24 protein-coding genes are annotated in these 23,143 nt (G+C 64.7%); 15 read left to right on the forward strand and 9 right to left on the reverse strand.

Annotated features, from left to right (window positions below; all coding sequences use genetic code 11):
- Nucleotides 1-28 precede the first annotated feature (28 nt).
- From RFM41_RS08140 to RFM41_RS08175, 8 genes are all read right to left on the reverse strand, one after another.
- Nucleotides 29-649, reverse strand: coding sequence for a pyridoxamine 5'-phosphate oxidase family protein (locus RFM41_RS08140; RefSeq protein ID WP_320247661.1), 621 nt, complete (start codon nucleotides 647-649; stop codon nucleotides 29-31).
- 89 nt (nucleotides 650-738) lie between these two features.
- Nucleotides 739-1,395, reverse strand: coding sequence for a septation protein A (locus tag RFM41_RS08145; protein ID WP_320247660.1), 657 nt, complete (start codon nucleotides 1,393-1,395; stop codon nucleotides 739-741).
- A 62-nt stretch (nucleotides 1,396-1,457) separates the two neighbouring features.
- Nucleotides 1,458-3,263, reverse strand: a complete 1,806-nt coding sequence (ftsY, locus tag RFM41_RS08150) for a signal recognition particle-docking protein FtsY (RefSeq protein WP_320247659.1) — start codon at nucleotides 3,261-3,263, stop codon at nucleotides 1,458-1,460.
- A gap of 13 nt (nucleotides 3,264-3,276) precedes the next feature.
- Nucleotides 3,277-4,602, reverse strand: a complete 1,326-nt coding sequence (gene mtaB, locus RFM41_RS08155) for a tRNA (N(6)-L-threonylcarbamoyladenosine(37)-C(2))-methylthiotransferase MtaB (protein WP_320247657.1) — start codon at nucleotides 4,600-4,602, stop codon at nucleotides 3,277-3,279.
- Nucleotides 4,602-5,486: a diaminopimelate epimerase gene (dapF, locus tag RFM41_RS08160; protein WP_320247655.1), complete on the reverse strand. Its 885-nt coding sequence runs from the start codon at nucleotides 5,484-5,486 to the stop codon at nucleotides 4,602-4,604. The genes mtaB and dapF overlap by 1 nt, the downstream gene beginning before the upstream one ends.
- A 73-nt stretch (nucleotides 5,487-5,559) precedes the next feature.
- Nucleotides 5,560-5,721, reverse strand: a complete 162-nt coding sequence (locus tag RFM41_RS08165; protein ID WP_320247653.1) for a DUF1328 domain-containing protein — start codon at nucleotides 5,719-5,721, stop codon at nucleotides 5,560-5,562.
- A gap of 93 nt (nucleotides 5,722-5,814) precedes the next feature.
- Nucleotides 5,815-6,384: a hypothetical protein gene (locus RFM41_RS08170; protein ID WP_320247651.1), complete on the reverse strand. Its 570-nt coding sequence runs from the start codon at nucleotides 6,382-6,384 to the stop codon at nucleotides 5,815-5,817.
- A gap of 59 nt (nucleotides 6,385-6,443) precedes the next feature.
- Nucleotides 6,444-7,457 carry an MBL fold metallo-hydrolase gene (locus tag RFM41_RS08175; protein WP_320247649.1) on the reverse strand — a complete coding sequence of 338 codons (1,014 nt, stop codon included), beginning with the start codon at nucleotides 7,455-7,457 and terminating at the stop codon, nucleotides 6,444-6,446.
- 126 nt (nucleotides 7,458-7,583) lie between these two features.
- On the opposite strand from RFM41_RS08175, the gene RFM41_RS08180 reads away from it, so the two are divergent.
- The 3 genes from RFM41_RS08180 to zapE all read left to right on the forward strand — a co-directional run bounded on the left by RFM41_RS08180 (nucleotide 7,584) and on the right by zapE (nucleotide 10,161).
- Entirely contained in the window at nucleotides 7,584-8,021 is a 438-nt protein-coding gene (locus RFM41_RS08180) for a VOC family protein (protein WP_320248081.1), read from the forward strand.
- A 209-nt stretch (nucleotides 8,022-8,230) separates the two neighbouring features.
- Nucleotides 8,231-8,776, forward strand: a complete 546-nt coding sequence (locus RFM41_RS08185; RefSeq protein ID WP_320248080.1) for a protease inhibitor Inh/omp19 family protein — start codon at nucleotides 8,231-8,233, stop codon at nucleotides 8,774-8,776.
- Nucleotides 8,777-8,958: 182 nt separating this feature from the next.
- On the forward strand, nucleotides 8,959-10,161 hold the full coding sequence (gene zapE, locus RFM41_RS08190; protein WP_320247648.1) for a cell division protein ZapE: 1,203 nt from the start codon (nucleotides 8,959-8,961) through the stop codon (nucleotides 10,159-10,161).
- A gap of 70 nt (nucleotides 10,162-10,231) precedes the next feature.
- On the opposite strand, the gene RFM41_RS08195 is transcribed toward zapE, so the two are convergent.
- On the reverse strand, nucleotides 10,232-10,666 hold the full coding sequence (locus RFM41_RS08195; RefSeq protein WP_320247647.1) for a GNAT family N-acetyltransferase: 435 nt from the start codon (nucleotides 10,664-10,666) through the stop codon (nucleotides 10,232-10,234).
- A 212-nt stretch (nucleotides 10,667-10,878) separates the two neighbouring features.
- On the opposite strand from RFM41_RS08195, the gene mdh reads away from it, so the two are divergent.
- The 12 genes from mdh (at nucleotide 10,879) to lpdA (ending at nucleotide 23,104) form a co-directional block, all read left to right on the forward strand.
- Nucleotides 10,879-11,847 carry a malate dehydrogenase gene (mdh, locus tag RFM41_RS08200; RefSeq protein WP_320247645.1) on the forward strand — a complete coding sequence of 323 codons (969 nt, stop codon included), beginning with the start codon at nucleotides 10,879-10,881 and terminating at the stop codon, nucleotides 11,845-11,847.
- 26 nt (nucleotides 11,848-11,873) lie between these two features.
- Nucleotides 11,874-13,067, forward strand: coding sequence for an ADP-forming succinate--CoA ligase subunit beta (gene sucC / locus RFM41_RS08205; protein ID WP_320247643.1), 1,194 nt, complete (start codon nucleotides 11,874-11,876; stop codon nucleotides 13,065-13,067).
- Between the two features lie 4 nt (nucleotides 13,068-13,071).
- On the forward strand, nucleotides 13,072-13,443 hold the full coding sequence (locus RFM41_RS08210) for a cupin domain-containing protein (protein WP_320247641.1): 372 nt from the start codon (nucleotides 13,072-13,074) through the stop codon (nucleotides 13,441-13,443).
- A gap of 56 nt (nucleotides 13,444-13,499) precedes the next feature.
- Entirely contained in the window at nucleotides 13,500-13,730 is a 231-nt protein-coding gene (locus RFM41_RS08215; protein ID WP_320247639.1) for a hypothetical protein, read from the forward strand.
- A complete protein-coding gene (locus RFM41_RS08220; protein WP_320247638.1) occupies nucleotides 13,720-14,139 on the forward strand; it encodes a PIN domain-containing protein in 420 nt (139 codons plus the stop codon). The genes RFM41_RS08215 and RFM41_RS08220 overlap by 11 nt, the downstream gene beginning before the upstream one ends.
- Nucleotides 14,140-14,154: 15 nt before the next feature.
- On the forward strand, nucleotides 14,155-15,057 hold the full coding sequence (sucD, locus tag RFM41_RS08225) for a succinate--CoA ligase subunit alpha (protein WP_320247637.1): 903 nt from the start codon (nucleotides 14,155-14,157) through the stop codon (nucleotides 15,055-15,057).
- Nucleotides 15,058-15,187: 130 nt separating this feature from the next.
- Nucleotides 15,188-18,175: a 2-oxoglutarate dehydrogenase E1 component gene (locus RFM41_RS08230; protein ID WP_320247636.1), complete on the forward strand. Its 2,988-nt coding sequence runs from the start codon at nucleotides 15,188-15,190 to the stop codon at nucleotides 18,173-18,175.
- Nucleotides 18,176-18,235: 60 nt separating this feature from the next.
- Nucleotides 18,236-19,516 carry a 2-oxoglutarate dehydrogenase complex dihydrolipoyllysine-residue succinyltransferase gene (odhB, locus tag RFM41_RS08235; RefSeq protein WP_320247634.1) on the forward strand — a complete coding sequence of 427 codons (1,281 nt, stop codon included), beginning with the start codon at nucleotides 18,236-18,238 and terminating at the stop codon, nucleotides 19,514-19,516.
- Between the two features lie 70 nt (nucleotides 19,517-19,586).
- Nucleotides 19,587-20,321, forward strand: coding sequence for a DUF4241 domain-containing protein (locus tag RFM41_RS08240; protein WP_320248079.1), 735 nt, complete (start codon nucleotides 19,587-19,589; stop codon nucleotides 20,319-20,321).
- Nucleotides 20,321-20,833 (forward strand): hypothetical protein, encoded by a 513-nt coding sequence (locus RFM41_RS08245; RefSeq protein ID WP_320248078.1) that lies wholly within the window; start codon nucleotides 20,321-20,323, stop codon nucleotides 20,831-20,833. Before RFM41_RS08240 ends, RFM41_RS08245 begins: the two co-directional genes overlap by 1 nt.
- Complete coding sequence (locus RFM41_RS08250; protein WP_320247632.1) at nucleotides 20,830-21,585, forward strand: SDR family oxidoreductase; 756 nt, start codon at nucleotides 20,830-20,832, stop codon at nucleotides 21,583-21,585. Before RFM41_RS08245 ends, RFM41_RS08250 begins: the two co-directional genes overlap by 4 nt.
- Nucleotides 21,586-21,697: 112 nt before the next feature.
- The gene (gene lpdA / locus RFM41_RS08255; RefSeq protein WP_320247630.1) at nucleotides 21,698-23,104 is read left to right on the forward strand and encodes a dihydrolipoyl dehydrogenase; all 1,407 of its coding nucleotides are present in this window, start codon (nucleotides 21,698-21,700) and stop codon (nucleotides 23,102-23,104) included.
- Nucleotides 23,105-23,143: the final 39 nt, after the last annotated feature.

The following is a 23,143-nucleotide window of genomic DNA, read 5'->3' on the forward strand; positions in this document are numbered from 1 at the left end:
GGACGAAGGGTTGAGTCGTCCAGGAAGCCTACCACATGGTCTGCCGGTAATCGTCGTCCAGCTCGCGGTCGATCTCGCCGGCGCTTTCGGCCAGCGCCAACTGGTCGCGGATGATCTGGCCGAGCGTCGGCAAGGTCGCGCGGTCGTACCAGGTCTCGGGCTTCCACAGATCGGAGCGCATGAAGGCCTTGGCGCAGTGCATATAGGCAGCCTTCACCGTCACAACGATCACGCTCTGCGGCTCCTTGCCGTCGACCGCCAGGCGCGCGCGCAAGGCGGGGTCGACGGTGATGCGGGCGTCGCCATTAACGCGCAGCGTCTCGTTCATGCCGGGAATGAGGAAGAGCAGGCCGACCGAGGGGTTGCGAATAATGTTTTCCAGCGTGTCCAGCCGGTTGTTGCCCGGACGGTCGGGGATGGCGATGGTGGCGTTGTCGAGGATGGCGGTGAAGCCGGGCTTGTCGCCCTTGGGCGTCACGTCGGCATTGCCGGCGCCGTCGGAGGAGCCGATCAGCACGAAGGGGCTCTTGCCGATGAAGGAACGGCAATGGCCGTCGAGGGCTTTGAGCTCCTTGCGGATCGAGCCGTCGGTCGGCCGGGGCGTCTTGTAGATCGTCCTCAGCTCGACATGCGTGGTGACGAATTCCATGCTCCCCCTCTTTGTTCTGACGCAATTCCGGACGGACGTTACGGCGAAGTCGCCGAACCCAACCGCTGGGCACTTTTCCTGGAATTGCGTTAATTCCCGGCCTTCTCTTCCTTGGCTTTTTCCTCCAGCGAGTGGCGCATGATCAGCGGCATCTGGCTGAAGGTGAACAGCAAGGTGATCGGGATGGTGCCCCAGACCTTGAAATAAAGCCAGGTCGCCTCGGAAAAGTTGCGCCAGACAACCTCGTTGAGCACGGCCAGGAACAGGAAGAACAGGCCCCAGCGGAAGGTCAGCTTGCGCCAGCCCTCGGCATCGAGCTGGAAGGCGGAATCGAAGACGTAGCCGAGCAGCGAGCGGCCGAACAGCAACCCGCCGAGCAGGGTTACGCCGAACAGCGAGTTTATGATCGTCGGCTTCATGAAGGCGAAGGTCTTGTCCTGCAGGTAAAGCGCCAGCGCGCCGAAGACGAAGACGACGATCGCCGAGACCAGCGGCATCAGCGGCAGGCTGCGCGTGAGCAGCCACGAGGCGCTCAGCGAAAGCGCGGTCGCCACCATGAAGAAGGCGGTGGCGATCAGGATCGGCTCGCCAAGATGGGTGAGGATCGGGAATTTTTCGCCCAGCCACTCGCCGCGGATCGTGGCGAAGAAGAACACCAGGCCCGGGCCAAGCTCGAGCAGGAACTTCAAGCCGGGATTCATCGGCTTGCGGCGTGGATCGGACGGATCGCGTTCGAGGATGTTCATAAAAGTCCTTCTTGCGCATGATCTGGCCGAAAAGCAGGCCATTTCAAGAGATCGCGCCTTGTTCAAGCCACGCCGGCGATTGCTCTCGCGAATTCGCTGGCGGAAAACGGTTCGAGGTCGTCGACCTGCTCGCCGACGCCGATGAAATAGACCGGCAGCCGGTGCTTGGCTGCGATCGCCACCAGAATACCGCCGCGCGCCGTGCCGTCCAGCTTGGTCATCACCAGCCCGTTGACGCCGGCGACGTTGCGGAAGATCTCGACCTGGTTCAGGGCGTTCTGCCCGGTGGTGGCGTCGACCGTCTGCAGCACCGTGTGCGGCGCTTCCGGATCGAGCTTGCCCAGCACGCGCACGATCTTTTCCAGTTCCGCCATCAGCTCGGTCTTGTTCTGCAGGCGGCCGGCGGTGTCGATGATCAGCACGTCGGAGCCAGCCTCCTTGGCCTTCTCGAAGGCGTCATAGGCAAGGCCCGCGGCATCGGCGCCGAGCTTGGTGGCGATGACAGGCGATTTCGTGCGCTCGCCCCAGATCTTGAGCTGCTCGATCGCGGCGGCGCGGAACGTGTCGCCGGCGGCCAGCATCACCTTCAGGCCGCCATCGGTGAGCTTGGCGGCCAATTTGCCGATGGTGGTGGTCTTGCCGGTGCCGTTGACACCGACGACCAGGATGACATGCGGCTTGTGGCTGAGGTCGAGCTCGAGCGGTTTTGCCACCGGCGTCAGCACCTTCTCCACCTCGGCGGCCATCACGGCGCGGACTTCAGAGTCGGAAACGTCGCGGCCATAGCGGCTGGAGGCGAGCGAATCGGTGACGCGCAGCGCCGTCTCCACGCCAAGATCGGCGCGGATCAGCACGTCCTCCAGGTCCTGCAGGGTATCCTCGTCCAGCTTTCGCTTGGTGAAGACGCCGGCAATGTTGCCGGTGAGCTCGCGCGAGGAGCGGGCGAGCCCTTCGCGCATGCGCTGGAACCAGGAGCGCCGCGGCGCCGGCTCCGGCGCCTTCACCGGCTCCGCCTTCTGCTCGACCTTTTTTGAGACCGTCACCTTGCCGGCGGAAGGGGCCGGCTTTGGCGGCGATGGCACAGCCTCCGGTTCCGGTGCGATCTCGGCAAGGATCGGCTGCGGCTCGACCGGCGCGGGCTGCCGAATAGGAGGCGCGATTTCCGCGTCCGCTTCGGCGGATGGTTCTACTGAGGGCGCCTCCGCTGGCGGTACCTCGACGGGCGCCGGCGGGACTTCGGCGGGCGGCGTCGGCACCTCGACCGGTGCCGGCTCAGGCTGCGGTTCAGGGCGCGAAGGCTCGATGTCCGGCTGAGCCGGCGCAGGCGCGGGCACCTCCTGAGGTGCGGGTTCGGGTGCCGGCGCGTGCAAAGGCTCGGGTTGCGCCGGGGGCACTTCCTCGGGGGCCGGCGGTTCAGGTGTCTGAGGCGCCGGTTGCGGTTCCTCTTCCGGCTTGGGGCCGGGCAGCGGTTCCGGCTCGGGCGGAACGGTCGGCTCCGGCGCCGGCGGGATGGCCGGGGCGGGCTCGGGTTTTGGCTCTTCCGGAGCGGGCTGAGGCGTAGGTTCTACCTCCCCCTCGATGGGGGAGGTCCCGAGCGCAGCTCGGGGGTGGGGGTGACTGGCTCTGGCCTCGGCGTCGGCTCTGTCACCCCGCCCCGCCACTTCGTGGCGACCCTCCCCATCGAGGGGAGGGTGGGGCGCCGGCTCCGGCTCGCGCGCCGAAACCTCCGGCGCCGCCTGCTCGGCCTCAGGCTTCAGCGCCTCCAGCGCGTCCCATTTGATCGGCGGCAGTGGGGCCGTCTCGTCGACCCGCTCCTCGACGACCTCTTTCTTGCCGAACGAAAATATCTTCTTGAAGAAACCAGCCATGCGTCTCGCAGTCTCAGGCGGCTTGCGCGGCAAGCGGAGCCGCAATCAGTCGGGCACCGTCATGGCCGGCGATCACGGCGTCGACGATCTCGCCGGGCGCGCCGGTATCGATCGCGGCCAGCGTGAACCCTTCGGTGCGGCCGAGTCCGTCGCGCTCGATCAGGATCGACTGCCGGGTTCCGGCAAGCGACGACAAATGACGGCGATAGGCGGCCTCGCCGGCGGCACGCAGCCTCGCGGCGCGCGCCTTCACCACCTCGCGGCGGACCTGCGGCATGCGTGCGGCGGGCGTGCCTTCGCGTGGCGAGAACGGGAAGACGTGGAGATGCGTCAGGCCGCATTCCTCGACAATTTTCTCCGAATTCTCGAACATCGCCTCGGTCTCGGTCGGGAAGCCGGCGATGATGTCGGCGCCGAAGACGATTGCAGGGCGCAGCTTGCGCACGTCCTCGCAGAAGCGGATCGACTGGTCGCGCAGATGGCGGCGCTTCATGCGCTTCAGGATCATGTCGTCGCCCGACTGCAGCGACAGATGCAGATGCGGCATAAGCCTGGGTTCGGTGGCGATCGCGTCGAGCAGGTCGTCGTCGGCCTCGATGGAATCGATGGAGGACAATCTCAGCCGCTTCACATCCGGTACCTGGCGCAGGATCGTCTTCACCAGTTTTCCAAGTTTTGGCGCGCCCGGCAGGTCGGCGCCGAAGCTGGTCATGTCGACGCCGGAAAGCACGATCTCGGCATAGCCGTTGCCGGCCAGACGCTTCACCTGCTCCACCACCGCGCCCATCGGCACCGAGCGCGAATTGCCGCGGCCATAGGGGATGATGCAGAAGGTGCAGCGATGGTCGCAACCGTTCTGCACCTGCACGAAAGCGCGCGCCCGGCCTTCGATGGCGTCGACCATGTGGCCTGCCGTCTCGCGCACCGAAAAGATGTCGTTGACGCGCGCCTTCTCGGTGTCGTTGACGCCGAAATCGGGCAGCGCGCGGTAGGAATTGGCCTTGAGCTTCTCCTCATTGCCGAGCACGAGGTCGACTTCGTCCATGGCGGCGAAATTCTGCGGCTCGGTCTGCGCCGCGCAGCCGGTGACGATGATGCGGGCTGAAGGGTTTTCGCGGCGCGCCTTGCGGATCGCCTGCTTGGCCTGGCGCACCGCTTCAGCGGTGACGGCGCAGGTGTTGAAGATGACGGCGCCACCCTTGAGCGCGCCGAGGCCGGCGCTCTCCGCCTCGCGGCGCATCACTTCCGATTCATAGGTGTTGAGGCGGCAGCCGAAGGTGACGACGTCGATGCCCTTGCCGGCGGGGGCTTGGGGCGCGCCTTTTTGAAGGGCGGACATCAGGCGGCGCTTTCGGTGTCGCGGGCCCAGGCGCCGGTCGAGGGATCGAAGCTGCCGGAAAATTCCCATTCGGCGGCACCGGTCAGGATGACGTGATCGTCGTCGCGCCATTCGACATGCAGCTCGCCGCCGCCGGGTGTCAGCAACGAGACGCTGCGGCCGGTGCGCTTGGTGCGGGCCGCCGCCACCACGGCGGCGCAAGCCGCCGAGCCGCAGGCCTTGGTGAGGCCGGCGCCGCGCTCCCAGGTGCGGATGATCATCGTTTCGGGCGAGGTCACCTGGGCGATGGTGATGTTGGCGCGTTCCGGGAAGATCGGATGGTTTTCGAGCAGCGGACCGAATCGGTCGAGCTCGTAGGACCAGACGTCGTTGTCGACCCAGAAGATCGCGTGCGGGTTGCCCATCGACACGGCCGAGGGCGAATGCAGCACCGGCGCGTCGATCGGGCCGATCTGCAGTTCGATCATGCGGGTGTCGCGAAACTCTTCCGCGAGCGGAATCTCCTGCCAGCCGAAGCGCGGCTTGCCCATGTCGACCGAGATCGAACCGTCGGCATGCTCCTCAGCATTCAGGATGCCGGCGCGGGTCTCGAAGGTGAAGCTCTTCTGCCCGGTCTCGGCTGCCAGGGCCTGGACGACGCAGCGCGTGCCGTTGCCGCAGGCCTGCGCGCTGGTGCCGTCGGAGTTCAGGATGTCGATATAATAGGCGGTGCCCGGCGTCTTCGCGTCGTGGATCGCCATGATCTGGTCGAACTTCGTCGCCGCGTCGCCGTTGAGGGCGATCGCCGCTTCCGCCGTCACCTTGTCGGCACGGCCGCGCATATCGGCAACGATGATCTCGTTGCCGATGCCGTTCATCTTGGCGAAGGGGGCGGTGCCTGCCATCTAACCGGTCATTCCAGTTCCATTTGGCCGCTATATGGCGGAAATGGCCCGGAATTACCAGTCCGGCCGCGTCTTATGTGACGGCGAATACCCCAAGCACGATCAGCAGGAAGATGATCAGCACGATGCCGATGAGGACGCGCGCGCCCATGGCGGCCGCACCCGCCAGCGCCGGCATGCCGAGCAGGCTCGCGGCAGCGGCGACAATCAAAAGGATGATGATCCACTTGATCATGGAAAAACCTCGCAAATCGACAGTGTTTGCAGTGACTTAGGAACGCGTCCGCAGCACTCTGGTTCCGTCGTTGCGAGGCCGATCCGAAACGTCCTATCCGGTGATCTCGAAATCGGTCGTGAAAGGCGCCGTCTTCTGCGAGTTCTCGTCATGCATGAGGAAATCCGCGCGGTACTTGCCGGGTGGCAATCCATCCACGGAGACGTTCAGCTTGAAGAACATCTCGCGGTTGTGCGAGCGCGAGGCGAGCTGGACGCGGCCGAGCTTCTCGAAACTGCCCAGCTTCTCGCCGGACTGGGTCAGCACGGTGAGGTCGACATAAAGCGCGATCTGGTTGTTGCCCAATCCGTCCGCGCCGTAGCCATACCCGACCGGTTCCATATAGAGCACGATCTCCTCGCCCGGTTTGTAGATGTGGTTCGGGCGCTCGCTGTAGATGCCGAATCCGCTGGCCGAACTGATCTGCTTCACGTTCAGAACGGCAAGCGGCATTGCTTTCCACAGCGCTTCCTCCGCCTCGCGGAATTTTGTCAGCGCGACTGTCGCATCGTTCGACTGGAGGGCTTTCTCCGCTTCGGCGGCCTTGTCGGCGATTTCGCCCGCGGATGCGGCCGTAGCCGTCGTCAAGGCGAACGCAGCCAAGGCTATCGCAAAAGGCTTCATCGTGCTTCTCCCGGATGTTTGCTTCGGTAAAGGCCCGCCCGCGAACCGACAGCCTATTGCTACACGATGATGTCGGGCACGTCCCATACCTCTCCCGGTCGCATGGCGCGGAAACGCTCCGGCGGCAGGTCTTGAGCCTGCAACGCCTCGGCCAGCTTTTGCGCCGGCTCCTCGACCGGCTCGTCGGTGAGGTGGAATGTGCCCCAGTGGCAGCCGGCGGCGAAAGCGGCGTTGCACAGCTTCATGCCCTGCACGGCTTCTTGCGGGTTCTGGTGCTGCGGCGCCATGAACCAGCGCGGCTCATAGGCGCCGATCGGCAGGATGGCGAGGCGGAAGCCGCCATGCTTTTCCGCCATCAGCCGGTAGTTGATGCCGTCATGGAAGCCGGTGTCGCCGGCGAAATAGATGTTGCCGCCCGCCGTCTCGATGACGAAGCCTGCCCATAGCGCCATGCGGCGGTCACGTCCGCCGCGCGCCGACCAGTGATGCGCCGGTTCGACATGGATGGCGGCCGCGCCGACGTCGACCCGGTCGCCCCAGTCATGCACGCCGAGCCGCATGTCGGGCACGGCGCGGCCGATGACGGCGTCGTTGCCAAGCGGCGTCATCACCAGCGGGTCATGTCTCTCCTTCAGCCGCCTCAGCGTGGCGAGATCAAGATGGTCATAGTGATTGTGGCTAACCAGCACCAGGTCGATCGGCGGCAGGTCGGCAAAGCCAATGCCCGGCGCATTGACCCGTCTCGGACCAGCGAAGGCGAAGGGTGAGGCGCGCTCCGACCAGACCGGGTCGGTCAGGATGTTCAGGCCCGCCGTCTGGATGAGCAGGCTCGCATGGCCGACCATGGTGAGCCGAAGCGCATTGCCATCCACCCGATCGTCCGGGTTCGCCGGTGGATGGGGGCTTGGAAAGGCGGCCGGCCATTTCGCCCGCTTGCCGCCGAATTGCCATTTGAGAAGATCGGTGAAGCGTCCGGGCGGCTTGCCGCCAGGGTTGAAGAACAAGGCGCCGTCGAAATGATCGCTGGACGGGCCGCTGTAATAGCGGTTGGCGGTTCTTTTTCTCGCGGCCATTCACTCTCCCGCCGGCTCGGTCCCGTCCTGAGATAAGGGTGCACGTGCCTGGCGCAAGCATTTTGCTGGCGAATGCCAATGCGTGAAACCCGGCTCGATTAGGATCGGGAGAAAGGGGTGACCGTCATGGCGATGAAGCGGACCAAGACACCATGGATGAAAGCCGAGGATTTCGGCCGCTCGCTGCCGCATGGGGTCGGCGTCAACTTATTGGTCACCGACATGGCGGCGATGGAGGCCTTCTGCCGCGACGTTCTCGGCGCCCGCATCATCTATGCCGACGAGGATTTCGCGGCAGTCGAGCTTTTGGGCTCGATCTTCATGCTGCATGCCGACCATTCCTATCTCGACAATCCGATGACCGGTGTCACCGCGGGCGCCGAGACACGCGGCGCTGGCATAGAGCTGCGCCTCTACGGCGCCGATCCCGATGCGGCCGAGAAAAAGGCGGCGGCACTCGGCCACATCGTGCTGGCGGGCTCGATAGACAAGCCGCATGGCCTGCGCGAATGCTACATCGTCGGCCCGGACGGCTATGTATTCGTGCCGAGCGCCAGGATTTAATGTCTTTATTTCAATAATTTATCAGGTTCATCGCCGGCGTCTTTGCGACCCCGGCCCCTCGCTGCGATAAATTTACAACAGCCGGCCCGAAAACCCTATTTTAACCATATCGGGTTGAAATTCTGCCACCTTCGCCGTCTTGGTGAAGCGAAGATTACGCGGATGGCTCCCCCCGGCCGGATCCGACGGAGGTTTTGATGAATTTTTCGATGACCCGCCCCTTTTCGCGGAGCGGCCTTGTGGCTGTATCGTTGGCCGCGTTGGTTGCGAGCGGCTGCTCGACTTCGCGCTTCTCGTCGATGGACGACCAGCAGCCGGCGCCGCTGACGCCGGCGCCGTCCGGCACGGTGACGCAGAATCAGTTGCCGCCGCCGGCTTCCCCCGGCACCACCGATCCGTCGCAATTCCCGACCGCGCCGAAGAACACCCAGGTCGCCTCGCTGCCGCCGGACGGCGCAGCGCCCGCCGGCGCCACCGATCTCACCGCGGCCAGCGTCGCCGGCGTGTGGAACGTCAATGTCTCCGGGCAGAGCTGCAAGGTGGCGACGCCGCAGACCAAGTTCGGCGCCGGTTACCGCGCCGGTCCGCTGCACTGCCCCGCGCCGATCGACGGCATCAAGTCATGGAACGTCGCCGGAAAGCAGCTGACGCTCTACGACGAAAATGGCGGCACGCTGGCCAGGCTCTATTCGTCCGGCGGCGAAAAGTTCGACGGCCAGACTTCCAACGGGCAGCCTATCTCGCTTACAAGGTAGGGTATGCTGATATTCAGGTGATGCCGGCCTGCGAACGGCGGCTTCCGGCCTTCGCCGGCCGAAGCACGGTGCTCAAGTACGCTCCGCTTCGGTCCTCGGAACCTACCCTTCTCGGCTCCTGAATCTCAGCACACCCTGGCCCTTCCTCGAGCGTGCGGCTCAAAAAGTAAATGACGTGATCCATGCACCTGCGCGACGGCCTCCAGACCCATGCGACCGTCAGGCAGCGCTACGACCATCTCGTCCAGAGCGGCGCGGTCGAGCGCGATCCGGCGCAGGAGCGCGTCGTCGCAGCGCTCGACCGGCTGATCGACGAGATCTCGGCCAAAAGGCTGGCGCACAAATCGAGCGCGTTGGGCTGGCTGTTCGCGGCCAGGCGGCAGCCGCGCGAGCCGGTTAAGGGCCTCTACATCCATGGCGCCGTCGGCCGCGGCAAGACCATGCTGATGGACATGTTCTTCGAGCTGTTGCCGGTCCGGCGCAAGCGCCGCGTGCATTTCAACGACTTCATGGCCGATGTGCAGGACCGCATCCAGAGGCACCGCGCCGCGCGCAAGAATGGCGACGTCAAGGAAGACGATCCGATCCCGCCGGTGGCGCGGGCGCTGGCCGATGAAGCCTGGGTGCTGTGCTTCGACGAGTTCTCCGTCACGGATATTGCCGACGCGATGATCCTGTCGCGGTTGTTCTCGGCGCTGTTTTCCAACGGCGTGGTGCTGGTCGCCACCTCCAACGTGGCGCCGGAGAACCTTTACCGCGACGGGTTGAACCGTCAGCTCTTCCTGCCGTTCATCTCGCTGCTCGAGCGCAATACCCATGTGATGACGCTCGACGCCGAAAAGGACTACCGGCAGGAAAAGCTCAACCGGCAGCCGGTCTATGTCACGCCGGACGATGCCGCGGCCGAGCGCGCGCTGGACGAGGCCTGGGAGGCGATGACGCATGGCCAATCGACCGGCGAGGTGACGCTGACGCTGAAAGGCCGCCAGCTCGTGGTGCCGCGCGCCGCGGGCGACGCCGCGCGCTTTTCCTTCGCCGATATCTGCGAAAAGCCGCTCGGCGCGCGCGACTATCTGGCGATCGCCGGCCGTTTCTCGACCGTCTTCATCGACCATGTGCCGGTGCTGGGCGAAGGCAAGCGCAACGAGGCCAAGCGCTTCATCCTTTTGATCGACACGCTCTACGACCACCACATGCGGCTGGTGATGAGCGCAGCGGCGCCTCCGCAAGGGCTCTACACGGCCAAACGCGGCACGGAAGTGTTCGAGTTCGAGCGGACCGCCTCGCGCCTGGTCGAGATGCAGAGCCGCGACTGGCTGGAAGGCTGGGCGCAGCGGCGCGAGGCCGAGGTGCCTGCCGCGGAGGCGAGGCAGGCTCAAGCCTGAATTTCGTTCAGCCGCGTTGCTTGGCGCCCCCCTCTGTCCAGCAGCCAGAGGGGACGCTGTCCCGCCGACGCTAAATCTGTAAGCGATACACATACATCACGAAATCCTCCGCCTTGCCGTGCGGCTCCTTCCGCGTTTCATAGAGCGCCCGCGCCGACTCGTTGTCGGGCTCCGTCCCTACCCAGGCCTCATCGCAACCGTGCTCGCGGCCGATCTCGAACATGGCGTCCAGCATTTTTCGGGCGATGCCCTGCCGCTGGAAGGGCGGCGTCACGCCGACCTCGTCGATATAAAGCTCGCTTACCTTGTCGGGATGGCGGTGGATCACCGCGGCGCACTGAGCGACCATGATTTCGTCAATTATCGCCACGATCATGAAATGACCGGGCGAGGCGAGATAGGCGGCGAGGCGGTCCGGCCGCACCGGCTCGTCGAACACGTCATCGGCCACCCGCATCACAAGGGCGTCATCGCCGGGATGAAGCCTTCTGATTTCGACGTTCATTGTGTAAATTCTCCTCAGTCGGCTCACAAACTTTGACGTTTACGTAATTCCCGATGCATCTAACCGATTGAAAATGTTGGGCCCAAAATAATCGTTTGAATTTCTTCCGTGCCGGCGTTATTCGGTGCGACCAAATCTCGCGGCTTCCCGCATCCTTTCGGCCTCCCGGCCCCGTCACGACCTCGTCACAGACAAAGGGAAAACATCCTCACATGGCACGCAACAAGATAGCGCTCATCGGCTCGGGCATGATCGGCGGCACGCTCGCCCATATGATCGGCCTCAAGGATCTCGGCGACGTGGTGCTGTTCGATATCGCCGAGGGCATTCCGCAAGGCAAGGGTCTCGACATCGCGCAGTCATCACCGGTCGACGGCTTCGATTCCCGGCTGACCGGCGTCAACGACTATGCCGGCATCGAGGGCGCGGATGTGTGCATCGTCACCGCCGGCGTGCCGCGCAAGCCGGGCATGAGCCGCGACGATCTTCTCGGCATCAACCTCAAGGTGATGGAACAGGTCGGCGCGGGCCTCAAGAAGTATGCGCCGAAGGCCTTCGTCATCTGCATCACCAACCCGCTCGACGCGATGGTGTGGGCGCTGCAGAAGTTTTCCGGCCTGCCGACCAGCCATGTCGTGGGCATGGCCGGCGTGCTCGACAGCGCCCGCTTCCGCTATTTCCTGGCCGAGGAGTTCAAGGTCTCGGTCGAGGACGTCACCGCTTTCGTGCTCGGCGGCCACGGTGACTCGATGGTGCCGATGATCCGCTACTCGACCGTATCCGGCATCCCGCTGCCCGACCTCGTCAAGATGGGCTGGACCTCGAAGGAAAAGCTCGACCAGATCGTGCAGCGCACCCGCGATGGCGGCGCCGAGATCGTCGGCCTGTTGAAGACCGGCTCGGCCTATTACGCGCCGGCGGCTTCCGCGATCGCGATGGCCGAGTCCTACCTCAAGGACAAGAAGCGCGTGCTTCCGTGTGCTGCGCATCTCTCGGGCCAGTATGGCGTGAAGAATACCTATGTCGGCGTTCCGGTGGTGATCGGCGCCGGCGGCGTCGAGCGCGTCATCGAGATCGAGCTTTCCAAGGCCGAGCAGAAGATGTTCGATTCCTCGGTCGCGGCGGTCCAGGGCCTCACCGAGGCCTGCACCAAGATCGCCCCGCATCTCGCTGGCAAGTAAAACGTCCTCCCCGGAGACCAAAGCGCATGAACATCCATGAGTATCAGGCCAAGGCGCTGCTGAAGACGTTCGGCGCGCCGGTCGCAAGCGGCGTTCCGGTGTTCAAGGCAAGCGAGGCGGAGGCCGCGGCAAAAGCACTGCCCGGCCCGCTCTATGTCGTGAAGAGCCAGATCCATGCCGGCGGCCGCGGCAAGGGCAAGTTCAAGGAGCTCGGCCCCGACGCCAAGGGCGGCGTGCGGCTGGCGAAGTCGGCGGCCGAAGTGGTCGCCAACGTCAACGAGATGCTCGGCCACACGCTGGTCACCAAGCAGACGGGGCCGGCCGGCAAGCAGGTCAACCGCCTCTATATCGAGGACGGCGCCGACATCGCTCGCGAGCTCTACCTGTCGATCCTGGTCGATCGTTCGGTCGGCCGCATCGCCTTCGTCGTCTCGACCGAGGGCGGCATGGACATCGAGACGGTCGCGCATGACACGCCGGAAAAGATCGTCACCGTCGCGATCGACCCGGAAAAGGGCGTAAGCGCCGATGACATCAAGAAGCTCAACGGCGCGCTGAAGCTCGACGGCGATGCGGCCAAGGACGGTGCTTCGCTGTTCCCGACGCTCTACAAGGCGTTCGTCGAGAAGGATATGAGCCTGCTCGAGGTCAATCCGCTGATCGTCATGAAGGACGGGCATCTGCGCGTGCTCGACGCAAAAGTGTCGTTCGACAACAACGCGCTGTTCCGCCATCCGGACGTGATGGAATTGCGCGACACCACCGAAGAGGACGAGAAGGAGATCGAGGCGTCGAAATACGACCTCGCCTATGTCGCGCTCGACGGCAATATCGGCTGCATGGTCAACGGCGCCGGCCTCGCCATGGCGACGATGGATATCATCAAGCTCTATGGTGCTGAGCCGGCTAACTTCCTCGACGTCGGCGGCGGCGCCTCCAAGGAAAAGGTCACGGCGGCGTTCAAGATCATCACCAAGGATCCGGCCGTCGAAGGCATCCTGATCAATATCTTCGGCGGCATCATGAAATGCGATGTCATCGCCGAGGGCGTGATCGCCGCGGTCAAGGAAGTTGGGCTCAAGGTGCCGCTGGTCGTGCGCCTGGAAGGCACGAATGCCGAGCTCGGCAAGAAGATCATCAACGACAGCGGCTTGAACGTCGTCTCGGCCGACGACCTCGACGACGCGGCCAAGAAGATCGTCAAGGCGGTGAAGGGTTGAGCGGATGCCTCCGCGCAAGATAAACCTGGTCGAGGCTGCGGATCAAAAGATCGCCAAGGTCTTCGATCCGCACATCGCCGGCGACGTCAATGATGCTCAAGCCAAGGTCGCCAAGTTCGGCGAGGTTTTCGACTGGCACGCGCATGACAATGAGGACGAGGCTTTCCTCGTGCTGCGCGGCAGGATCGCCATCGATTTCCGCGACGGGCCGGTCGAGCTCGGCGAGGGCGACTTCATCGTCGTGCCGCGCGGCGTCGAGCACCGGCCGCGCTCGCTGACCGCCGAGCCCGTCGTGCTGATGTTCGAGCCGGCGACGACGCTCAACACTGGCAATGCCAAGAGCGACCTCACCGTCACCGACCTAAAGCGGCTGTAACTTGCGGTGGCCACACAGTTACACATATACTGTGTGGCATTGCAGGAGAAAGAGACATGAAGAACATCACCCTGGCCGTCGAGGACGAGATTCTGGAACAGGTCAAGATGACAGCGGCCGAACAGCGAACGACCGTCAATGGCATGGTGCGGGAGTTTTTCGCGACAGTGGCCGCGAAGCGGCGCGCCAAGGACGAGGCACGGCTGGCGTTGCTGAAGCTTGCGCATGAGGCGGCAGGCGACATGGGCGACAAGAAGTGGAACCGGGAAGCTCTCTATGATCGCTGAGTGCTTCCTCGACACGAACGTTCTTGTCTACGCCGCCATCGGACACAAATCCGAGCGCGCGAAGTACGAGCGCGCCGTGGAGTTGATCGCCAAGGAAGACTACTCCACCTCCGCGCAGGTGCTGCAGGAGTTCTATGTGAACGTGACCAAACGAGCAGATGTCACCCTGGCGCCGGCAAAAGCGGCCGAGTGGGTCGCCGCTATCTCCATGAAACCTTGCCAGGATTTGGACAGCGCGGTCGTCATGCGCGGCATCGAGAATTCGCAGCGCTACCAGATTTCATACTGGGATGGCGCAATCATCGCCGCGGCCGAACGCCTTGGCGTCAAGACGCTTTACACCGAAGACCTCAATCACGGGCAGGCCTACGGCTCCGTGGTCGTCATCAACCCGTTCCGAACTCACTGAGCAGGTCGCTAAATAATGTCCATTCTCGTCGACAAGAACACCAAGGTGCTGGTTCAGGGTCTGACCGGCAAGACCGGCACGTTCCATACCGAGCAGGCGCTGGCCTATCACGGCACCAAGATGGTGGGCGGCATCCATCCCAAGAAGGGCGGCGAGACCTGGACCGGCTCGAAGGGTGAGACCTTGCCGATCTTCGCCACCGTGGCCGAGGGCAAGGCAAGGACCGGCGCCAACGCCTCGGTCATCTATGTGCCGCCGGCAGGCGCGGGCGAGGCCATCATCGAGGCGATCGAGGCCGAGATCCCGCTGATCGTCTGCATCACCGAAGGCATCCCGGTGATGGACATGGTCAAGGTCAAGGCGCGGCTCGACCGCTCAGCCTCGCGGTTGATCGGCCCGAACTGCCCGGGCGTGCTGACGCCCGACGAATGCAAGATCGGCATCATGCCCGGCAACATCTTCCGCAAGGGCTCTGTGGGCGTTGTTTCGCGCTCGGGAACACTTACCTATGAGGCAGTCTTCCAGACCACCAATGTCGGCCTCGGCCAGACCACGGCGGTTGGCATCGGCGGCGACCCGGTCAAGGGCACCGAATTCATCGATGTGCTGGAGATGTTCCTCGCCGACGACGAGACCAAGTCGATCATCATGATCGGCGAGATCGGAGGCTCGGCCGAGGAAGACGCCGCGCAGTTCCTCAAGGACGAAGCCAAGCGCGGCCGCAAGAAACCGATGGCGGGCTTCATCGCCGGGCGCACGGCGCCGGCCGGCCGCACCATGGGCCATGCGGGCGCGGTGATCTCGGGCGGCAAGGGCGGCGCGGAAGACAAGATCGCGGCGATGGAATCGGCCGGCATCAAGGTGTCGCCCTCGCCGGCGCGGCTCGGCACGACGCTGGTCGAGGCGATCAAGGGTTAAGGGAGTAGGGGAGTAAGGCAATAGGGGAGTAGGGAAAGTTTGGCGGCAAGAAAATGCCCTATTCCCCTACTCCCTTACTGCCCTACTCCCCTCCACACTAAGGAGACGGAGCCAGGCTCCGCAGACGAAAATGGCAAGACAAGATCAGGCCAACGACCAATTCTCGCTCACCTCGTTCCTCTATGGCGGCAATGCCGACTATATCGACGCGCTCTATGCCGCCTATGAGGACAATCCGGCTTCGGTCGATCCGGAGTGGCAGGATTTCTTCGCCGCGCTGAAGGACGACGCGGGCGATGTCCGCAAGAACGCCAAGGGCGCGTCCTGGGCGAAGCCTTCCTGGCCGCTCACGGCCAATGGCGAGCTGGTCTCGGCGCTCGACGGCAATTGGGGCCTGGTCGAAAAGGCGATCGAGAAGAAGGTCAAGGAGAAGGCGGTCGTCAACGGCGCCGTGCTTTCCGACGCCGACGTGCACCAGGCGACGCGCGATTCCGTGCGCGCCATCATGATGATCCGCGCCTACCGCATGCGCGGCCACCTGCACGCCAACCTCGATCCGCTCGGCATCGCCAAGCCGCTCGAGGACTATAACGAGCTGTCGCCGGAAAATTACGGCTTCACCGAAGCCGATTACGACCGGCCGATCTTCCTCGACAATGTGCTGGGCCTCGAGTTCGGCACCGTGCGGCAGATGCTGGACATCCTGACCCGCACCTATTGCTCGACGCTCGGCGTCGAGTTCATGCACATCTCCGACCCGGAAGAGAAGGCCTGGATCCAGGCGCGCATCGAAGGCGCCGACAAGGAGATCACTTTCACCGCCACCGGTAAGAAGGCGATCCTGTCGAAGCTGGTCGAGGCCGAGGGCTTCGAGCAGTATATCGACGTCAAGTACAAGGGCACCAAGCGCTTCGGCCTCGACGGCGGCGAGTCGCTGATCCCGGCGCTGGAGCAGATCGTCAAGCGCGGCGGCCAGCTCGGCCTTAAGGAAATCGTGCTCGGCATGGCGCATCGCGGCCGCCTCAACGTGCTTTCCCAGGTGATGGCCAAGCCGCACCGCGCCATCTTCCACGAATTCAAGGGCGGCTCGGCCGCCCCCGACGAGGTGGAAGGCTCGGGCGACGTCAAGTACCATCTCGGCGCCTCGTCGGACCGTGAGTTCGACGGCAACAAGGTGCATCTGTCGCTGACGGCTAACCCCTCGCATCTGGAAATCGTCGACCCGGTCGTGATGGGCAAGGCGCGGGCCAAGCAGGACCAGCTCGCCGGCCGCGAGCGCGGCGAGGTTGTGCCGCTGTCGGAGCGCGCCAAGGTGATGCCGCTGCTTTTGCATGGCGACGCCGCCTTTGCCGGCCAGGGCGTGATCGCGGAAATCCTCGGCCTGTCGGGCCTGCGCGGCCACCGCGTCGCCGGCACGCTGCACGTCATCATCAACAACCAGATCGGCTTCACCACCAATCCGCGCTTCTCGCGCTCCTCGCCCTATCCGTCGGATGTGGCCAAGATGATCGAGGCGCCGATCTTCCACGTCAATGGCGACGATCCGGAAGCGGTGGTGCATGCCGCCAAGGTGGCGACCGAGTTCCGCATGAAGTTCCACAAGCCGGTGGTGGTGGACATGTTCTGCTACCGCCGCTTCGGCCACAATGAGGGCGACGAACCGGCCTTCACCCAGCCGATCATGTACCGCAGTATCCGCACCCATAAGACGGTGGTGCAGGTCTATGCCGACCGGCTGATCGCCGAAGGCCATGTCACCCAGGCCGAGGTCGACAAGATGCGGGCCGACTGGCGCGCGCATCTCGAGGCCGAATTCGAGGTCGGCCAGTCCTACAAGCCGAACAAGGCCGACTGGCTGGACGGCGCGTGGTCGGGCCTGCGCACCGCCGACAATCAGGACGAACAGCGGCGCGGCAAGACCGCCGTGCCGGTGCGCACGCTGAAGGAGATCGGCAAGAAGCTGACCGAGGTGCCGAAGGATTTCGAGGCGCACAAGACGATCCTGCGCTTCCTCGAGAACCGCCGCCAGGCGATCGAATCGGGCGAAGGCATCGACTGGTCGACGGCCGAGGCTCTGGCCTTCGGCGCCATCCTGCTCGACGGCAATCCGATCCGGCTTTCCGGCCAGGATTCCGAACGCGGCACCTTCTCGCAGCGCCATTCGGTGCTTTACGACCAGCGCGACGAGACCCGCTACATTCCGCTCAACAACCTCTCGGCGGCGCAGGCCGGCTACGAGGTCATCAACTCGATGCTGTCGGAAGAGGCGGTGCTCGGCTTCGAATATGGCTACAGCCTGGCCGAGCCCAAGGCGCTGACGCTCTGGGAGGCGCAGTTCGGCGATTTCGCCAACGGCGCCCAGGTCGTGTTCGACCAGTTCATCTCGTCGGGAGAGCGCAAGTGGCTGCGCATGTCGGGTCTCGTCTGCCTGTTGCCGCATGGCTATGAGGGCCAGGGGCCGGAGCACTCGTCGGCGCGCCTGGAGCGCTTCCTGCAGCTCTGCGCGGAAGATAACATGCAGGTCGCCAACGTCACCACGCCGGCCAACTACTTCCATATCCTGCGCCGGCAGCTGAAGCGCGATTTCCGCAAGCCGCTGATCCTGATGACGCCGAAGTCGCTGCTGCGCCACAAGCGCGCGGTGTCGACGCTGCCGGAGATGTCGGGCGAAAGCTCGTTCCACCGCCTGTTGTGGGACGATGCGCAGCTGCTGCCCAACCAGCCGATCAAGCTGGTGAAGGACTCCAAGATCCGCCGCGTCGTGCTGTGCTCGGGCAAGGTCTATTACGACCTCTACGAGGAGCGCGAGAAGCGTGGCATCAACGACATCTACCTGCTGCGCGTCGAGCAGCTCTATCCGTTCCCGGCCAAGGCGCTGATCACCGAGCTGTCGCGCTTCCGCAACGCCGAGATGGTGTGGTGCCAGGAGGAGCCCAAGAACATGGGCGCCTGGTCGTTCATCGATCCCTATCTCGAATGGGTGCTGGCGCATATCGACGCCAAGCATCAGCGGGTGCGCTACACGGGACGGCCGGCCTCGGCCTCGCCGGCGACAGGGCTGATGTCGAAGCATCTCAGCCAGCTTGCCGCGCTGCTCGACGACGCGCTTGGTGAATAGGGCGCTGGGCAAGTAAGCAGACCGGACGAAACAGACCTCAAGAAGACAACGGACAGGCACATGGCTACCGAAATCCGCGTCCCCACTCTCGGCGAATCCGTCACCGAGGCGACCGTCGGCAAGTGGTTCAAGAAGGTCGGCGACGCGATCGCCGCCGACGAGCCTTTGGTCGAGCTCGAAACCGACAAGGTGACGGTGGAAGTGCCGGCCGCTGGCGCCGGGACGCTCTCCGAGATCACCGTCAAGGAAGGCGAGACGGTCAATGTCGGGGCGCTGCTCGGCTCGATTTCGGCGGGCGGCGCGGCCGCCGCTCCGGCCACCAAGCCGCAGGCGGTGGCGCAGGCCTCCAGCCCCAACGCCGCGTCCTCGGTCAAGCAGGCCGTGGCCGAGACCGCCAAGGTCGCCGGCGACGCCGGCCCGATCGAGCCGCGCACCATGCCGCCGGCGCCGGCGGCGGCAAAGCTGATCGCCGAGAACAATCTTTCGGTCGACCAATTGTCCGGCTCCGGCAAGCGCGGCCAGGTGCTGAAGGGCGATGTGCTCGACGCCATCGCCAGGGGCGCGCCGTCGCAGCCGGCCGAGACGCCGAAGGCGGCTCCGGCGCCGATTGTAGCCCGGGCGCCGTCCTCCACCGAGGATGCGCCGCGCGAGGAGCGCGTGCGCATGACCAAGCTGCGCCAGACCATCGCGCGGCGCTTGAAGGAAGCGCAGTCGACCGCCGCCATGCTCACCACCTTCAACGAGGTGGACATGAGCGCGGTGATGGCGCTGAGGGCCAAATACAAGGACGTGTTCGAGAAGAAGCACGGCGTGAAGCTCGGCTTCATGGGCTTCTTCACCAAGGCGGTGACGCATGCGCTGAAGGAGATCCCGGCGGTCAATGCCGAGATCGACGGCACCGACATCATCTACAAGAACTTCGCCCATGTCGGCGTCGCCGTCGGCACGGAAAAGGGCCTGGTGGTGCCGGTGGTGCGCGACGCCGATCAGATGTCCATCGCCGAGATCGAGAAGGAGATCGGCCGGCTGGGCCTCGCCGCGCGCGACGGCAAGCTCTCGGTGGCCGATATGCAAGGCGGCACGTTTACGATTTCCAACGGTGGCGTTTACGGGTCGCTGATGTCGACGCCGATCCTGAATGCGCCGCAGTCCGGCATTCTCGGCATGCACAAGATCCAGGACCGGCCCGTGGTGGTCGGCGGCCAGATCGTCATCCGCCCGATGATGTATCTGGCACTGAGCTACGACCACCGCATCGTCGACGGCAAGGAAGCGGTGACCTTCCTGGTGCGCGTCAAGGAAAGCCTGGAGGATCCCGAGCGGCTGGTGCTCGATCTGTGATCGGATCGGTCGTGCCGTGAGCGGCTGGCTGGAAAAGTTCTCCTTCGGGTTGGGCCGGGCGGCGCGCGGCTTGCGGCGGCGGATTTTCCGGCAAAGCATCGTTGTGCTCGGCCTCTCAGCCGCCGCCCCGTCACTCGCCATGGCCGCCGACTGGGACCCCGCGACGGCGAGCAGCAATTTCGACATCTTCGCGCTCGGCGATGCGCAACTGGCGGAGCGCAAGATCACCGTCACTCCGATCGGCGAGCTCGAATTGCCGACCGGTGAGATCATCGCCTGCGACCCTCTGATCACGACCGACGACTGGCCGGCGCTGGCCCGCAAGGTGAAGCCCGGGCGCTATCCGGTCACGCTGTTCGAGGCGCAGGGCCGTGTCGCCGCGGCCTTCCTCCGCTTCCGTTCCGGGGTGCCGGTGCGCTGGGAACTCGCCGTCCTGCCCGGGCAGGACGTCTCGACGCTGAATGGCGAACAGATCTTCGGCTATCCCGTCGATGCCGGCCTGGGCTCGTTCATGGACAAGGCCGCTATGGCCCTGATGACGGCGGCGCAGGACAAGCTCAAACCCGATCAGAACTATTATGACGACGTGCTGGCCGCCGAGTTCGCGCCCAACCAGGACCGGTTCGTCATGCATCATCCGGACGCCGCCAATCCGGTCAACATCGCGATGTTCTGGAGCGGCTGGGGCGACGGCTTCTACCCATCCTTCTGGGGCTTGGACGCGACCGGCGAGCCGGTGGTCCTGATGACCGATTTCGGCGTGCTCGAAAACGCCGACGGCCGCGAAGGCGACCAGGTAAAATGATGACGAATGCCGCCTCGCCCATGATCGGATTGATGGCCGGATCGCTGGCCCTGACGGCGGCGACTTCCGGTGCGCAGGCTGCCTGCCCGATCCAGCTCGCCGTCTACGGTGAGGCAAAGAGCGGCGCCGAGATCGACTTCACGCCGGCCGGCACATCGGCGACCATCACCAACTCCTTTCGCATGATCCTCGACAACAATGTCGTGCTCGACGGCATAGCGATGTGGACTGATGGCAGTGCCGCGCGGCCGCATGGCTCGCTGATGTACAAATGCCCGACCGGCGACGTCACCGGCGAGGAGCTTGCCGCCTGCACGGTCTGGGAGGGCGTCATCTACAGCGCCGACGAGAAGGGCGGCGTCGGCCTGCTGCCGGCCGAAGGCGCTGATGCGCCGAAAAGCCTGATCTTCCCCGATCTCGGGCCATCGCTCGAAATGTCGGCGGCTTATGGTCCCGCCGGCTTCTCCAAGGTGCCATGGGACATTTTCGTGCTGAAAGGCTGCCAGGAATGAGCGCGGACAACAAGACGCTGCTGGTCACAGGCGGCAGCCGCGGCATCGGCGCGGCCATCTGCCGGCAGGCGAGCCGGGCCGGCTACCGCGTGGCGGTCAATTACGTCTCCAACCAGGCTGCAGCGGACGCGCTGGTCGCCGAGCTCAAGGCCACCGGCGGCGATGCCTTCGCGATCAAGGGCGATGTCGGCAGCGAGGCCGACGTCATTGCGGTGTTCGAAGCCGTCGACCGGGCCTTCGGCCGGCTCGACGCCTTCGTCAACAATGCCGGCATCGTCGACGTCAAGGCGCGGGTCGACGAGATGAGCGTCGAGCGGGTCGAGCGCATGATGCGCATCAACGTCGTCGGCTCCTTCCTTTGCGCCCGCGAAGCGGTGAAGCGTATGTCGACCAGGCATGGCGGCAAAGGCGGCGCCATCGTCAATCTCTCCTCGGCTGCAGCTAGGCTGGGCTCGCCCGGCGAATATGTCGACTATGCCGCCTCCAAGGGCGCGATCGATACGTTGACGATCGGCCTGGCGCGCGAAGTCGTGCTGGAGGGCATCCGCGTCAACGCGGTCAGCCCCGGCATCACCGAGACCGAGATCCACGCCTCCGGCGGTCAGCCGGATCGGGTGGCGCGGATGCAGGACATGCTGCCGATGAAAAGGGCGGGCACGGCCGACGAGGTCGCAAGCGCGGTTCTCTATCTTCTGTCGGATGCGGCCTCCTATATAACGGGCGCGATCCTCAATGTGAGCGGCGGACGCTAGAGCAATTCCAGGAAAAGTGCCCAGCGGTTTTCCGTCCGGAATGCGTAGGAAGAAACAACCTGGAGCGGTTCGATCTCGAACCGCTCCGAAGCCGGATAAGAAGGACAGTCTCATGGCTTATGACGTCGTAATCATCGGATCGGGACCGGGCGGCTATGTCTGCGCCATCAAGGCGGCGCAGCTCGGCCTGAAGACGGCGGTGGTCGAGAAGAACGCCACTTTCGGCGGCACCTGCCTCAACATCGGCTGCATCCCGTCGAAGGCGCTGCTTTATGCCTCCGAGATGTTCGCCGAAGCCGGCCATGCCTTCGATACGCTTGGCGTCGAGATCCCGGCGCCGAAGCTCAATCTGAAGAAGATGATGGCGCATAAGGACACGACGGTCGCCTCCAACGTCAACGGCGTCGCCTTCCTGTTCAAGAAGAACAAGATCGATTCCTTCCGCGGCACCGGCAAGGTGGTCGGAGCCGGCAAGGTCTCGGTGACCGGCGAGGACAGCAAGGTCGAGGAGATCGAGACGAAGAACATCGTCATCGCCACCGGCTCGGATGTCGCCGGCATTCCGGGCGTCAAGGTCGATTTCGACGAGAAGGTGATCGTCTCGTCCACTGGGGCGCTGTCGCTGGCCAAGGTGCCCGCCACCCTCGTGGTGGTCGGCGGCGGCGTCATCGGGCTGGAGCTCGGCTCGGTATGGGCGCGGCTCGGCGCCAAGGTCACGGTCGTCGAGTTCCTCGACAACATCCTCGGCGGCATGGACGGCGAGGTGTCGAAGCAGTTCCAGCGGCTCCTGTCCAAGCAGGGTTTCGAGTTCAAGCTCGGCGCCAAGGTCACCGGCGTCGCCAAGGCCAAGAAGGGCGCTACCGTCACCTTCGAGCCGGTCAAGGGCGGCGCCGCCGAAACCATCGAGGCCGACGTGGTGCTGGTCGCCACCGGACGGCGCCCCTATGCCGACAGCCTGGGGCTGAAGGAAGCGGGCGTCGAGGTCGACGAGCGCGGCCGCGTCAAGACCGATGGGCATCTCAGGACCAATGTGCCCGGCATCTATGCCATTGGCGACGTTGTTGCCGGGCCGATGCTGGCGCACAAGGCCGAGGACGAGGGTGTCGCGGTGGCCGAGACGATTGCAGGCCAGGCCGGTCATGTGAACTACGACGTCATTCCGAGCGTCGTCTACACCAGCCCGGAGATCGCCTCGGTCGGCAAGACCGAGGAGGAGCTGAAGAAGGCCGGCATCGACTACAAGGTCGGAAAATTCCCGTTCAGCGCCAATGGCCGCGCGCGCGCCATGCTGCATACCGACGGCTTCGTGAAGATCCTGGCCGACAAGGAGAGCGACCGCGTGCTCGGCGTCCATATCGTCGGCTTTGGCGCCGGCGAGATGGTCCACGAGGCGGCGGTGCTGATGGAGTTCGGCGGATCGTCCGAAGACCTGGCGCGGACCTGCCACGCCCACCCGACGATGTCGGAAGCGGTGAAGGAAGCGGCGCTGGCCACGTTCTTCAAGCCTATTCATATCTAGAGCATCATCCCGAACCGAGGGGCGATACGCGTCAGCGTT

The sequence above is a fragment of the Mesorhizobium vachelliae genome, assembly GCF_033977325.1.
GTDB lineage: Bacteria > Pseudomonadota > Alphaproteobacteria > Rhizobiales > Rhizobiaceae > Mesorhizobium > Mesorhizobium vachelliae.